Here is a 14,304-nt window from a genome sequence, read left to right on the forward strand (position 1 = left end):
GACCGACCTTCGGGGCGTACGCCCGCGCTCATCCGATGTGGACGGTCGGGCGGCGGGCCGGGTCCGGTTCGGTCTCGTGCAGCAGCTGGCGGGTGAGCGGGACGACCGCGCCGGTGCCCAGCAGCAGGAACCGCAGCCACTGCGCCGCCGGGTGCCGTTGCGGCCGGTGGAAGTGCACGTCCGGGCGCAGGCCGGTCCGGTCCCGCAGGTGCAGCAGGACCGCCGCGATGGCGTCCGGGACGTCCCAGGCCTCCGTCCGCAGCACCGGCCGGCCGTCCCGGCACAGGCCGGTGACGGTCAGCGCGGCGGCGTGCCGTGCGTCGCCGGGGGCGGCGACCTCCAGCAGCAACGAGGACCGGTCCACGGGTTCGCCGGACCCCGGCGGGCGGGCAGCGAGCCGCAGCCGGTCGCCGTGGGCCGCCGCATCGACGTGGCTGGAAGCCGTCTCGTCCAGCCGGACCTGCGGCAGGCAGGGCACGAAGAAGCGGCAGCACCGCGCCGCCAGCCAGGTGGCCGTCAGCAGGAGCAGCGCCACACCGAGCACGGCTCACCCCGCCCGCGGATGGTCGGCGTCGCGGGACAGCAGGTCGGTGAGCGACTCGCGGCGCACCAGCGTGCGGGTCTGCCCGTCGGCGACGGCGAGCAGCGGCGGCCGGGCGACCTGATGGTAGTTGGAGGCCCGGCAGTGGTGGTAGGCGCCGGTGCCGGCGACTGCGAGGAGGTCTCCGGGGTGTACGTCGGCCGGCAGCAGCAGTGTGGGCACGACCACGTCGTCGGCGTCGTTGTGCCGGCCGACGACGGTTGCCGGTTCCGGGTCGGCGAGGCTGGATCGGCCGATGAGCGCGGCGGTGTGGGCGCAGCCGCACAGGGCCGCGGTGGGGCAGTCGGTCATGCCGCCGTCGACGGCGACGACGCGGCGGCCGTCCTGGCCGCGGATCACCGACATGATGCGGTACAGGGTGAGCCCGGCGCGGGACACGATCGCCCGTCCCGGCGAGACGGTCAGCGCGGGTTCGGTGATGCGGTGCCGGTCCAGTTCGAGGTGCAGTACGGCGCGGATCCGGCCGGCGAACGCGTCCAGGGCGAAGCCGAGGTCGGCGCCGGAGTAGGCGACCGCGTGGCCGCCGCCGAGGTTGACCTGGGTCACGTCGATGCCGTGGCGGGCGTGCATCGCGGCGCAGAACTCGACGATGCGGCGTACCTCCCGTTCGTACACGCTGAACCGGCTGACCTGGTGGCCGACGGAGCAGTCGAACCCGGCCAGGCGCAGCCCCGGCTGGCCGGCGATCCTCGCGACCGCCGTCTCGGCCTCGCCGGTGCCGATCCTTGGCCCGAACCGGTGGTCGAGGCCGCCGGCGGGCTCCGGGCCGGCGAGGACCCGCAGCAGCACCCGCTGACCGGGCGGGGCGGTCGCGGCGAGCCGGGTGATCTCCGACAGCGACTCCACGACGATCGTGCCGACCCCGGCGGTGTAGGCGGCGTGCAGGTCGTCCGGGGTCTTCGCGCTGCCGTACAGCACGATCCGGTCCATCGGGAAGCCCGCTGCCTGCGCGACGTGGAGCTCACCGGCGGAGCCGACGTACAGGTCCAGTCCTTCCTCGGCGATCCAGCGGGCGACCCCGACACTGAGGAGGGCCTTCGCGGTGTATGCGACCCGCCCGGCGCCGAACGCGGCCAGGTACTGCCGGCAGCGCAGCCGCACGTCGGCCTCGTCGACGACGTAGGCGGGTGTGCCGTGCGCGGCGGCGAGCCCGGTCAGGCCGACGCCGGCGACGGTGAGGTCGCCGTGCGAGGCCCAGTGCGTGCCGGCCGGCCAGACGTCGCGGTGCAGCGACGGCGGCAGCGACGCCCGCAGCGTCGGGATGCTCTCGGCGAGGGTCATCGCACCGCCCTCCGGACCGTACGGGTCCGGCGGACCGCCGGTTCCTGGAACGAGACGGACGTCAGCGACGCCTGGCGGACGACGAGGTGGGTGCTGGTGGCGACGGCGCCGCCGGTCCGCATGGCCGTGAGCAACCGGTCGAGCGCGGCGAGGTCGGGGCAGCGCACCTGGACGGCGAGGTCGACGTCGCCGACGATGTGCCAGGCGGCGACGATGCCGGCCGCGCCGCCGAGGAACCGCTCGAACCGCACCGGGCTCGGGTCGCCGAGCCGCACGAACACCAGTGCCTGCAACGGATCCCGAAGATGTTGGCTGGTCATGCCGTTCACGCTGGCACCGGGCGACGGGCCGGCCAAGACGTCCTGACGCAATCGCTACGGACCTTGACGCTTTCTGTACACCGGCGGCTCAGGGCTGGAAACGGTAGCCCATGCCGGGTTCGGTGAGCAGGTGGCGGGGCCGGGCGGGGTCGTCCTCGAGCTTGCGGCGCAGCTGGGCGAGGAACTGCCGCAGGTAGTGCACCTCGTTGACGTAGGTGGGGCCCCACACGTGCTGCAGCAGCTCGGCGTGCCCGACGAGCCGGCCGGGGTTGCGCACCAGCAGCTCCAGCAGCCGCCATTCGGTGCGGGTCAGGTGCCGGCGCTCGCCGTCGTCGCGCTGGGCGTCGAAGGTCGCCAGGTCGACGGTGTACCGGCCGATGCGGACCCGCGCCGGTTCGCCGGTCGTGCCGCGGCGGCGGGTGACGGCGCGGAGCCGGGCGAGCAGTTCGTTGATGTCGAACGGTTTGGTGACGTAGTCGTCGGCGCCGGCGTCCAGGGCGTCGATCTTGTCGGTGCTGCTGCGCCGCCCGGACAGCACGATGACGGGCACCGGCGTCCACTCGCGCAGGGCCCGGATCACCTGGATTCCGTCGAGGTCCGGCAGCCCCAGGTCGAGCACGACCACGTCAGGGTGCTCGGCCGCCACGGCGGCGATGGCCCGGGTGCCGTCGGCCGCGGCGATGACGTCGTAGTGGCGGGCCTGCAGGTTGATCCGCAGTGCCCGCAGGATCTGCGGTTCGTCGTCGACGATGAGGACCCGGGTCATGGGGCGTCATGGGGGAAGGTGTCCAGCCGGTCCAGCAGCGCCGGGTCGGCCCGCGCGTCGAGGTCGGCGGTGCGCAGGGTCAGGGTCATGGTGAGCCCGCCGCCGGGGGTGTTCTCCGGTTCGAGGCTGCCGCCCATCGCCTCGGCCAGGCCGCGGGACAGGGCGAGGCCGAGCCCGACGCCGGTGGTGTTGTCGCGGTCGCCGAGGCGCTGGAACGGCTGGAAGACCCGGTCCCGGTCGGCGGCGGGGATCCCGGGTCCGTGGTCGATGACACGGACCTCGACCAGCCCGGCGTGCTCGCTGACGCTGATCAGCGGCGGCTGCCCCGCCGGGCTGTAGCGCAGGGCGTTGGCCAGCACATTGACGAGGATGCGTTCCAGCAGCGTCGGGTCGGCGTACACCTCGGGCAGGTCGTCGGGCACGGTCACCCGCACACCGTCGGCGGCGTCGCCGAGGTCGTCGATGCTGCGGGGGATCGCCTCGGCCACGCTGATCGCCTGCGCAGACATGCCGAGCGCCCCGGCCTGCAGGCGGCTCATGTCGAGGAGGTTCTCGACCAGCCGGTTGAGCCTGTCGAGGGACTCCTCGGCGGTTGCCAGGAGCTCCGCGCGGTCCTCGGCGGAGAACTCGACGTCGGGGCTGCGCAGGCTGCCGACGGCGGCCTTGGCCGAGGCGAGCGGGGTGCGCAGGTCGTGGCTGACCGCGGACAGCAGCGCGGTGCGCAGCTTGTCGACCTCGGCGAGGGAACCGGCGGTGGCCGCCTGCTCCGACAGCCGTTGCTGGCGCAGCGCGATCGCGGCGTGGGCGGCGAACGCCTCGACGAGGCGCCGGTCGGAGGCGGCGAGGGTGGGGCCGCGCAGCACCAGGGACAGGTCATCGTCGATCGGGACCTCCGTCTGGCCGTCGGCGGGCGAGGTGCACGGCTGGTCGCCGACGTTCGCGGCGATCTGCCACGAGCCGGCCTCGCCGCGTGGTCCGGCGTCCGCGTCGGTACGCCGCTGCAGCAGCGTGACGCTGGTGAGGCCGAACGACTCGCGGACCCGTTCGAGCAGCGCGTGCAGCGGCCGGTCGCCGTGCAGGACGCTGCCCGCGAGCGTCGAGAGGGTCTGCGCCTCGGCCCGGGCGCTGGCGGCCTCCCTGGTCCTCCGGGCGGCGAGGTCGACGACGGTGGACACGGCGACGGCGACGAGCACGAACGCCAGCAGCGCGAACAGGTTCTCCCGTTCGGCGACGGTGAACCGGTGCATCGGCGGGGTGAAGTAGTAGTTGAGCAGCAGGAAGCTGCCGACGGCGGCGAGCAGCGCCGGCCACAGCCCGCCGACCAGGGCGACCGCGACGGTCAGCATCAGGAAGGCGAGGATGTCGCTGGGCAGGGAGATGTCCGCCTGGACCGCCACGAGGCCGGCGGTCAGCAGCGGCAGGCCGAGCACGGCGAGCGCGACACCGGCCAGCCGCCGCCGCACGGTGACGCCGCGGGTCGGCCCGAACCGGAGCCGGCCGCGTCTGGCCTGCTCGTGGGTGACGAGATGGACGTCGATCGAGCCGGACTCGGCGGTGGTGGTGACGCCGACGCCGGGGGAGAGCAGCTGGGCGAGGCGGTGCCGGCGGCTGGCGCCGAGGACGAGCTGGGTGGCGTTGACGCCGCGGGCGAAGTCGAGCAGCGCGGCCGGGATGTCGTTGCCGACGACCTGGTGGTAGGTACCGCCGAGGCTCTCGGCGAGGATCCGCTGCCGGGCGAGGTTGGCGGGGTCGGCGCCGGCGAGCCCGTCGCCGCGGATGACGTGCACCGCGAGGAGGTCGGCGGCTCTGGTACGGGCGGCGACCCTGGCCGCCCGGCGGATGAGCGTCTCGCCTTCCGGGCCGCCGGTGAGGGCGACGACGACCCGTTCGCGGGCCTCCCAGGTGGCGTCGATGCGGTGCTCGGCGCGGTACCGGTCGAGCTGCTCGTCGACCTTGTCGGCGAGCCACAGCAGCGCCAGCTCCCGCAGGGCGGTGAGGTTGCCGACCCGGAAGTAGTTGCCCAGCGCCGCGTCGACCTTCTCCGCGCGGTAGATGTTGCCGTGCGCCATCCGGCGGCGCAGCGCTTCGGGGGTCATGTCGACGAGCTCGATCTGCTCGGCGCGGCGCACGACGGCGTCGGGGACGGTCTCGCGCTGCGGCACGCCGGTGATCTGTTCGACGACGTCGTTGAGCGACTCGAGGTGCTGGATGTTGACGGTGGTGAGCACGGTGATGCCGGCGTCGAGGAGCTCCTCGATGTCGTGGAACCGTTTGGCGTGCCGGGTGCCGGGGACGTTGGTGTGGGCGAGCTCGTCGACGACGACGACCTCGGGTCGGCGGGCGAGGATCGCGTCGAGGTCCATCTCGGTGAACTGCGCGCCGCGGTAGGTCATCGCCCTGCGGGGCATGACCTCCAGCCCGGAGAGCATCGCCTCGGTGAACGGCCGGCCGTGCGTCTCGACGAACCCGACGACGACGTCGGTGCCCCGCTGCCGGCGGCGCCGGCCCTCTTCGAGCATCCGGTAGGTCTTGCCGACCCCGGGCGCGGCGCCGAGGTAGACCCGCAGTTGTCCGCGCGCCATCGTTGCACCGTACCTTCTCCGCCGCTGGGCGGGGTGGCGAACGGCCCGCCGCCGGTGGCGGCGGGCCGGGAACTGTCAGCCGCGGACCGGGTGCGCGGCGTCGAGGGCGAGGTTGAGCTGCAGGACGTTGACGCCCTGCGCACCGACGAACCCGAGGAGCCGCTCGGTGGTGTACCTGTCGATGAGTTTCTGCGCGTCTGCCGGCGACATGCCGCGGGCGGCCGCGACCCGGTTCACCTGGAGGCGCGCGTAGGCGACGCTGATGTGCGGGTCGAGGCCGCTGCCGCTGGCGGTGACCGCGTCGGCCGGCACGACCGGCCGGTCCGCCGCGCCGCCGCGGACCGGCGTGACGACGCCCTTGGCGTAGTCGTCGCCGGGCGTGGCGCACTCGACCGTCACGCCGCCGTACGTGGCGACGAAGGGCTCGGCGGGGCATGCCTCGTTGAGGCTCACGACCCGGGTCACCGGGCCGGTGGCACCGTCGCGGTGGAACACGGCGAGGACCGCGCCGACCCCGCCCGGCGTGCAGTAGGGCCGGCCGCCGTCGACGCCCTCGAGGTCGCCGATCGCCTTGCTGCGGGCGCAGACCTGGGTGAGGAGGCTCTGCCTGCCGCCCTCGCCGAGGGTGTCCACGACGTTCTCCGGGCCGAGGTTGCTGGCCGACGTCGACGTGGGGTCGTAGCCGTCGCCGGCGGCCGACGGCCGGGACTGGAAGTACTGCTTGAGCGGGTTGCCGTCGGCGTCGGTGAACGCCTGGCCGATGAGGCGGCTGCCGGCGGGGTGGCCGTCCTTGTCGATGAGTGAGCCGTCGGCCCGGCCGGACAGGCCCGGTATCCGGCCGATGCCGACCATGAGCAGCGGGTAGACGATGCCGAGCAGGGCGCTCAGGACGAGCAGCGCGCGGAGCGCGGCGAGGTGCTGGCTGAGCCAGGCTGGGAGGCGCATCAGGAGATCCCGGTTCTTCACACGATGAACTGGACGATGAGGTCGATGGCTTTGATGCCGATGAACGGCACGATGATGCCGCCGGCGCCGTAGAGGAGCAGGTTGCGGCGCAGCATCGACGCGGCGGAGCCGGGCCGGTACCGGACCCCGCGCAGCGCGAGGGGGATGAGCGCGACGATGACGACGGCGTTGAAGATGACCGCGGACAGGATCGCCGAGGTCGGGGAGTGCAGGCGCATGATGTTCAGCGCGTCGAGGCCGGGGTAAATGGCGGCGAACATGGCCGGGATGATCGCGAAGTACTTGGCGATGTCGTTGGCGATGGAGAACGTGGTCAGGGCGCCGCGGGTGATGAGCAGTTGTTTGCCGATTTCGACGATCTCGATGAGCTTCGTCGGGTCGGAGTCCAGGTCGACCATGTTGCCGGCCTCTTTGGCGGCGCTGGTGCCGGTGTTCATGGCGACGCCGACGTCGGCTTGGGCGAGGGCGGGCGCGTCGTTGGTGCCGTCGCCGGTCATCGCGACGAGCCGGCCGCCCTCCTGCTCCCGTTTGATGAGGGCCATCTTGTCCTCGGGGGTGGCCTCGGCGAGGAAGTCGTCGACGCCGGCCTCCTCGGCGATCGCTTTTGCGGTCAGCGGGTTGTCGCCGGTGATCATCACCGTGCGGATGCCCATGCGGCGCATCTCGTCGAAGCGTTCCCGCATGCCGTGCTTCACGACGTCCTTGAGGTGGATCACCCCGAGCGCGCGGGCGGGTTGCCCGGCGACCCGTTCGGCGACGACGAGGGGTGTGCCGCCGGCGCCGGAGATCGCGTCGACGATCTCGCCGACGTCGGTGGTGGGGTGCCCGCCGTTGTCGCGGACCCATTTCATGACGGCGGTTGCGGCGCCCTTGCGGACCTGCCGTACCTGCCCGTCCTCCTCCACGTCGACGCCGGACATCCGGGTCTGCGCGGTGAACGGCACCCAGGTCGCGCCGGCGAGTTCTCCGGGGCTGCGTTCCCGCAGGCCGTGCGCGCTCTTGGCGTACACGACGACGCTGCGGCCCTCGGGTGTCTCATCCGCGAGGCTGGACAGCTGCGCCGCGTCAGCGAGGTCCTGCGCGGTCACGTGCTGCACGGCGACGAACTCGCCGGCCTGCCGGTTGCCCAGTGTGATGGTGCCGGTCTTGTCCAGCAGCAGCGTGTTGACGTCGCCGGCGGCCTCCACGGCGCGGCCGGACATGGCCAGGACGTTGCGTTGCACGAGGCGGTCCATGCCGGCGATGCCGATCGCGGACAGCAGCGCCCCGATGGTTGTCGGGATCAGACACACGAGGAGCGAGACCAGGACGATGCCGGTGACGCCGTCGCCGTTGAGGGCGAGGCTGTCCGGTGCGAACGCCTGCACGCCCTTGGAGTAGATCGCCAGGGGCTGCAGGGTCGCGACGGCGAGCAGGAAGATGATCGTCAGCGACGCCAGGAGGATGTTGAGGGCGATCTCGTTGGGGGTCTTCTGCCGGTTGGCGCCTTCGACGAGGGCGATCATGCGGTCGATGAAGCTCTCGCCGGGCCGTTGCGTGATCTTCACGACGATACGGTCGGAGAGGACCTTGGTGCCGCCGGTGACGGCGCTGCGGTCGCCGCCGGACTCGCGGATGACGGGTGCGGACTCGCCGGTGATGGCGGACTCGTCGACGGAGGCGATGCCCTCGATGACGTCGCCGTCGCCGGGGATGACCTGGCCGGCCTCGACCACCACGATGTCGCCGAGCTGCAGCGCCGCGGCCGGCACCGACTCCTCGACGCGGTCGTCGCCGACGAGGCGCCTGGCGAGGGTGTCGGTCTTGGCCCGGCGCAGGGTCTCCGCCTGGGCCTTGCCGCGACCCTCGGCGACGGCCTCGGCGAGGTTGGCGAACACGACGGTGAGCCACAGCCACACGGTGATCAGCCAGGCGAACCCGCTCGGGTGCAGCACCGCCAGGACGGTGGTGAAGACCGAGCCGACCTCCACGATGAACATGACCGGGTTGCGCCACAGCGTGGCGGGGTTGAGCTTGCGCAGGGCGTCCGGAGTGGACCTCCACAGCTGTGCCGGGTCCAGCAGGCCGCCGGCGATCCGGCGGGGCGATGGGGCGGTCATGTCGTTCCCTTGAGAGGCGGTCAGTGTGCTCATCGGACGCCCTCCGCGAGCGGGCCGAGGGCGAGGGCCGGCAGGTAGGTCAGGGCGACCACGATCACGGTGACCGCGACGACCATGCCGATGAACAGGGGTTGGTACGTCCGCAGCGTCCCGGCCGATTGCGGCACGGGTGTCTGCCGGGCGAGGGAGCCGGCAAGGCCGAGGACCAGGATGATCGGCAGGAACCTGCCGAGCAGCATGCACAGCCCGAGCGCCGTGTTGTAGAACGTCGTGTTCACCGAGATCCCGGCGAAGGCGGAGCCGTTGTTGTTCGATGCGGACGTGAACGCGTACAGCACCTCCGACAGCCCGTGCGCGCCCGGGTTGGCCATCGAGGACCGTGCCTTCTCCGAGCCCATCGCGATCGCCGTGCCGACCAGGACCAGTGCGGGGGTGGTCAGCAGGTACAGCGACGCGAACTTGATCTCCCGGGCGCTGATCTTCTTGCCCAGGTACTCCGGGGTGCGTCCGACCATCAACCCGGCGACGAACACGGTGACCACGGCGAGGATGAGCATGCCGTACAGCCCGGATCCGACGCCGCCGGGTGCCACCTCGCCGAGCATCATGTTGAGCATGGTCACCATGCCACCGAGCGCGGTGTAGGAGTCATGGAAGGAATTCACGGCGCCTGTCGAGGTCAGTGTGGTGACCGCTGCGAACGTGGCCGACTGGGACACCCCGAAGCGGGTCTCGGTGCCCTCCGTGGCGGCGCCGACGGCGGTGGGGACCGTCCCGCCGTGCGCGAGCTGCAGGGCGTTGATCGCGATGACGCTGCCGATCGCGAGGATCGCCATGATGCCCGCGATGGCCAGGCCCTGCCGTTTGTCGCCGACCATGCGGCCGAAGACGCGGGGGAGGCTGAACGGAATGAGCAGGATCAGGAACAACTGGATCCAGTTCGTCCAGCCGGTCGGGTTCTCGAACGGGTGGGCGCTGTTGGCGTTGTAGAACCCGCCGCCGTTGGTGCCGAGTTCCTTGATCACTTCCTGGCTCGCGACCGGCCCACCCGTGATCGTCTGGCTGCCGCCGGCGAGGGTGGTGACGTCGGTACCGCCGCTGAGGTTCTGCACCACACCACCGGCGATGAGCACGACCGCCGCGACGGCCGCGACCGGCAGCAGGATGCGCACGCAGATGCGGACCAGGTCGACCCAGAAGTTGCCGAGTTCGGTGGTCTTCGACCGGGCGAATCCGCGCACGAGCGCCACCGCGACCGCGATGCCGACCGCGGCCGAGGTGAAGTTCTGCACCGCGAGCCCGGCCATCTGCACCAGGTGGCCCATCGTCGACTCGCCCGAGTACGACTGCCAGTTGGTGTTGGTGACGAAGCTGACCGCGGTGTTCCATGCCTGGTCGGGCTTGACCGGGTCGAAACCCAGCGACAGCCACAGGTGGTTCTGGACCCGCTGGAACAGGTACAGGAACAGGATCGACACGGCCGAGAACGCCAGCACGCTGCGGGCGTAGACACCCCAGGACTGCTCACCCTTCGGGTTCACCCCGACCGCCCGGTACACGAGCCGCTCGAAGCGGCTGTGCCGGGTGGAGGTGACCGCCCGGTACATGTGATCGCCGAAGGGCTTGTGGACCAGCACCAGGGCGAGGATCAGCGAGGCGACGAAGACGACGCCCGCCGTTGCGGTGCTCATCAGAACTTCTCCGGGAAGAGTAGGGCCGTCACCAGGAAAGCGGTGAGGGCGACCGCGAGGATGAGGCCGACGAGGTTCTCGGCGTTCACAGCCGCTCCACCGCCCGCACCGCAAGGCCGAGGACCGCGAACGCCGCGATCGTCAGCAGCACGAACCACAGGTCAGCCACGAGGGATCTCCTTCTTTGCCGTCAGCTCTGCCAACCGAAGTGAAGCCCCGCTGGCCTGCCCTGCCCAGGTGCGTTGATGCAATCCATATGCGTGCACCGGCGTCCTTGACGGTTTCTTAACGCCGCCGCCCGCCGGGGTGACCGCCGCCACTGTTCTGCCTGCGGAGTGGGGCCACCCGCGCTGGCGCGGCGGGTGCACAATCTGGATCGCACACGTCACGACGCGCGGGAGTGCGCGGAGCGGGCGACGGGGTTTGGGAGAGCAGCCTGTGCGCGGTCAGTCGCTGGTCGGCAAGGTGGGCGTGGTGGTCACCGCCGTTCGCGGGGGTGAGCGACCCGGCGAGATCAGGGTCGTGGTCCAGGGTGTCCCGCATCACTATCTTGCGTTCGCCGCGCAGCCCGTGCCGCCGGGAGCTCACGTGCTCGTCGTTCATTTCCGCGGTGCGCGCCAGGTCGACGTCGAACCGTGGTCGCCGATGCCCGGGGACCAAAGGCCAGGAAGGTCAAGAAGGGCCGATGCGCTGCCGTTCAAGATCGTCACCGGGCACGGCACCTACGTCGTCCCGGTGTTCTCCAAAGTCTCCCGGCTGACGCTGGCCATGCAGGAGGCGACTGTTACATAACGTTCCTTTCCGGGATGACGGTCGAGGCGATCATCCGGGAGCAGCAGACCCTGGCCGACGCGATCGTGGACGCCAGCAAGACCGAGATGGCCCGCATCGGCCTGGACATCGACTCGCTGCAGATCAGCAGCATCGACGACAAGGGCGTGGGCTACATCAAGGCCCTCGCGGCCCCGCACCAGGCGCGGGTCAACCAGGAGGCGAACGTGGCCCAGGCGAAGGCCGACCAGGCCAGCGCCATGGCGCAGCAGGAGAGCAAGCGCAACCAGGCCGAGTACGCGCGCCAGACCGCCATCGCCCAGGCGCGCTTCCAGGCCGAGATCGACCAGGCTCAGCAGACCGCCGCGCAGGCCGGCCCGCTCGCCGCCGCCCAGGCCCAGCAGCACGTCCTGGTCGAGCAGGCCCTCGTCGCGCAGAAGCACGCCGAGCTGCGCCAGGCTCAGCTCATCGCCGAGGTCGTCCGCCCCGCACAGGCGGAGGCCGAGCGGATCGTCACCCTCGCCCGAGCCGAGGCCGACGCCACGAAGCTGTCCGCGGAGGCGGCGGCCGCGCAGGACCGCATCGCCCTCGACCAGCTGATGATCGAGCAGCTGCCGGACCTGCTCCGGGCCGCCGCGGAGGGCCTGCAGGGTGCCAACCTCACCGTGCTGGACGGCGCCGAGGGGCTCAACAGCGTCGTGGCCTCCCTCGCCACGCAGGGCACCGCGCTGCTGGAGGTCGTGCGCAAGGGCATGACCACCTCCGCACCGGCCGGCGACGCCACCGGGACCGCGCTCGTGCGGCGCGACAACGGATGACGCCCGCGTAGGTGCGCCGGCCCGGCACGCGTGTCCCGGGCCGGTCAGCACCACCTGGTGCACGACGGCCCGGCCGAGTCCCGGCCGGGCCGTCGTCATCGCTGGTCACGCGTGCCCTGCCGGGCCGTCGTGATCATCGCTGGTTACGACTGCCCTGCCGGGCCGTCGTTGTTGCTGGTCAGGCGTGTCCTGCTGGGTCGGATGCCTTCTCCAGCGGGACGGCGCCGCCCACCGGCTGGTGCGGTGCCGGGGCCCGGTCCCCGTGGCCCGGCCACCAGGCGGCATGCCCGATGAGCGCGGTGAACGCCGGCACGAAGAAGAACGACATCACGAACGCCGACAGCACGATGCCGATCGCGACCGCGAAGCCCATCTGCTGCAGGAACGAGATGGGCGCCAGCATCAGCACCCCGAACGTGCCGGCGAGGATCAGGCCGGCCGCGGCGACGGTCGGGCCGCCGTGCTCAACGCCGAGCGCCGCCGCCTCGCGTGGCTCCCTGCCCTCGCGGGCCTCCTCCCGCAGCCGCGCGATCATCAGGATGTTGTAGTCGGTGCCGATCGCGACCACGAACAGGTACAGGATGATCGGCAGCTGGAACGTGACGCCCGGTTTGCCCTGGAAGCCCTGGAAGACGTACACCGTGGCGCCCAGCGTCGCCGCGAAGTTCAGCAGCACCGCGACCACCAGGTAGATCGGCGCCACGAGGCTGCGCAGCAGCAGGGCCAGGATGAGCGCGATCAGCGCGGCTGCCACCGGCAGGATCACCGACAGGTCGCGGTTGTTGGCCGAGTTGATGTCGGCGAACACGGCCGTGATCCCGCCGACCACCGCCTTGGTGCCGGCCGGTGCCCGCGCGTGCAGGTAGTCGCGCAGGTCGTCGCGCACCAGCTCGATGGCCTCGTTGGACACCGGGTTCATGTTCAGCAGCACGTCGATGCGCACCACGCCAGGGGCGGTGCCGGGCACGGCGTCGCGGACCTGGCCCACGCCCGGCCCGCTCTTGGCCGCCGCCGTGAACTCCTGGATCGCCTGCTGGCTCAGCGCCGACCCGTCGGTGGTGGTGAGGTACACCTCGGTGGGCTGGGCGGCACCGGCCGCGAACGCGCGACCCAGGTCGGCCTGCGCGAGGGCGGACTCGGTGTCCTGCGGGAAGCCGGCGCTGAAGTCGTAGTCGGCCTTGTACATCAGCGTGCCACCCGCGAGGGCGACCAGCACCAGCCCGGACACCGCCGCGACGAGCGCCGGCCGCCGGCCGACCAGCTCGCCCAGTTTCCGCGACATCGTGGCCTTCGGCTGGCGCTGCCACGCCTTGGACGGCCAGAAGACGAACCGGCCGAGCTTCGACACCAGCGCCGGGATCAGCGTCAGCGACGTGATCAGCATGACGCCGACCGCGATCGCCAGGCCAGGGCCGAGTGACCCGAAGAACCCGAGCGAGGCCAGCAGCAGCACCAGGAAGGCGACCACGACCGCGCCGGCCGCCGAGGCGATGACCTCGCCGACCCGCTGCACCGAGACGATCATCGCGGTCTGCTTGTCGTCGCCGGCGCGCAGGCGTTCGCGGTACCGGAACAGCAGGAACAGGATGTAGTCGGTGCCGATGCCGTACAACACGATCAGCAGGATCGTCTGCAGGTCCTGCCCGACGTTCCAGTCCAGGGCCTTGCCGACGATCGCGATGATGCCGGTGGTCACCGCATACACGATGCTGATCACGAAGATCGGCAGCAGCGCCGCGATCGGGCTGCGGAAGATGAAGAGGATCAGGCCGATGATGAGCACGACCGTCGCACCGCCGACGATCGCGAACGCGCCGTTGAAGGTGTCCTCGTTGTCGACGTACGCCGCCACGTCACCGCCGACGCGGGCGCTGAGCGCCGTGCCGTTGAGGTCCTCGGTGAGTGAGGTGCGCAGGACGCGGATCGCGTCGAGCAGCGCCGGGTCGTCCGGCGTGTCGGCCTGCAGGCCCACGTTGATGAGCTGGATCGACTTGTCCGGCGCGAGCGCCTGCGGACCGGTGACGTAGCCCTGGGTGCGGGCGATGTTGCGGGCCTTGAGCTTGTCGGCCAGCTGCGTGACCGTCTTGCTGTCCTCATCGGACAGCGGCGCACCGTCGGTGCGTTTGACGACGACCAGCGCGCTCGCGGTCGCCTGCTGTGCGAACGACGTCTGTGCCAGCTTGATCGCCTGCACCGACTCGTACTTGGACGGCAGGAAGTCGCTCTGCTCCGCCGATGTGATGTCGGTCAGCGACGGCGAGAGACTGATGATCGCCGCCGAGGCGACCAGCCAGCCGGTGATCACCCACCATGCTCTGCGTACGACGAACTTACCTAGCCAGCCGAACATTGATTCCCCCTAGGTTTCGGCGCTGTCCCGAGGATAGAGCGCCGCGGATGGCGATGGTG

General features: G+C 71.6%; 12 protein-coding genes. 2 read left to right on the forward strand and 10 right to left on the reverse strand.

Annotated elements, in window-relative coordinates; genetic code table 11:
• Window positions 1-28: 28 nt before the first annotated feature.
• The 9 genes from OHA72_RS38890 to kdpF form a co-directional block, all read right to left on the reverse strand.
• Complete coding sequence (locus OHA72_RS38890; RefSeq protein ID WP_327001072.1) at window positions 29-544, reverse strand: hypothetical protein; 516 nt, start codon at window positions 542-544, stop codon at window positions 29-31.
• 3 nt (window positions 545-547) lie between these two features.
• Entirely contained in the window at window positions 548-1,882 is a 1,335-nt protein-coding gene (locus OHA72_RS38895; protein ID WP_327001073.1) for a diaminopimelate decarboxylase family protein, read from the reverse strand.
• Window positions 1,879-2,202, reverse strand: a complete 324-nt coding sequence (locus tag OHA72_RS38900; protein ID WP_327001074.1) for an Lrp/AsnC ligand binding domain-containing protein — start codon at window positions 2,200-2,202, stop codon at window positions 1,879-1,881. The genes OHA72_RS38895 and OHA72_RS38900 overlap by 4 nt, the downstream gene beginning before the upstream one ends.
• Window positions 2,203-2,290: 88 nt before the next feature.
• Window positions 2,291-2,968 (reverse strand): response regulator, encoded by a 678-nt coding sequence (locus OHA72_RS38905; RefSeq protein WP_327001075.1) that lies wholly within the window; start codon window positions 2,966-2,968, stop codon window positions 2,291-2,293.
• Window positions 2,965-5,550, reverse strand: a complete 2,586-nt coding sequence (locus OHA72_RS38910; protein WP_327001076.1) for a sensor histidine kinase — start codon at window positions 5,548-5,550, stop codon at window positions 2,965-2,967. The genes OHA72_RS38905 and OHA72_RS38910 overlap by 4 nt, the downstream gene beginning before the upstream one ends.
• A 75-nt stretch (window positions 5,551-5,625) precedes the next feature.
• On the reverse strand, window positions 5,626-6,495 hold the full coding sequence (locus OHA72_RS38915; RefSeq protein ID WP_327001077.1) for a potassium-transporting ATPase subunit C: 870 nt from the start codon (window positions 6,493-6,495) through the stop codon (window positions 5,626-5,628).
• A 17-nt stretch (window positions 6,496-6,512) separates the two neighbouring features.
• Window positions 6,513-8,615, reverse strand: a complete 2,103-nt coding sequence (gene kdpB, locus OHA72_RS38920; RefSeq protein WP_327001078.1) for a potassium-transporting ATPase subunit KdpB — start codon at window positions 8,613-8,615, stop codon at window positions 6,513-6,515.
• 29 nt (window positions 8,616-8,644) lie between these two features.
• On the reverse strand, window positions 8,645-10,306 hold the full coding sequence (gene kdpA, locus OHA72_RS38925; RefSeq protein WP_327001079.1) for a potassium-transporting ATPase subunit KdpA: 1,662 nt from the start codon (window positions 10,304-10,306) through the stop codon (window positions 8,645-8,647).
• On the reverse strand, window positions 10,306-10,395 hold the full coding sequence (gene kdpF, locus OHA72_RS38930) for a K(+)-transporting ATPase subunit F (protein WP_327001080.1): 90 nt from the start codon (window positions 10,393-10,395) through the stop codon (window positions 10,306-10,308). Before kdpF ends, kdpA begins: the two co-directional genes overlap by 1 nt.
• A 349-nt stretch (window positions 10,396-10,744) precedes the next feature.
• Between kdpF and OHA72_RS38935 the strand changes: the two genes are divergently transcribed.
• Together OHA72_RS38935 and OHA72_RS38940 are read left to right on the forward strand one after the other, a co-directional pair.
• A complete protein-coding gene (locus OHA72_RS38935) occupies window positions 10,745-11,098 on the forward strand; it encodes an NfeD C-terminal domain-containing protein (protein ID WP_327001081.1) in 354 nt (117 codons plus the stop codon).
• Between the two features lie 14 nt (window positions 11,099-11,112).
• Entirely contained in the window at window positions 11,113-11,895 is a 783-nt protein-coding gene (locus OHA72_RS38940; RefSeq protein ID WP_327001082.1) for an SPFH domain-containing protein, read from the forward strand.
• Between the two features lie 178 nt (window positions 11,896-12,073).
• Here OHA72_RS38940 and OHA72_RS38945 read toward each other — a convergent pair whose 3' ends face one another.
• Window positions 12,074-14,200, reverse strand: coding sequence for an MMPL family transporter (locus OHA72_RS38945; protein WP_327001083.1), 2,127 nt, complete (start codon window positions 14,198-14,200; stop codon window positions 12,074-12,076).
• Window positions 14,201-14,304 lie beyond the last annotated feature (104 nt).

Source organism: Dactylosporangium sp. NBC_01737 (genome assembly GCF_035963215.1).
In the GTDB taxonomy this organism is placed as follows: Bacteria; Actinomycetota; Actinomycetes; order Mycobacteriales; family Micromonosporaceae; genus Dactylosporangium.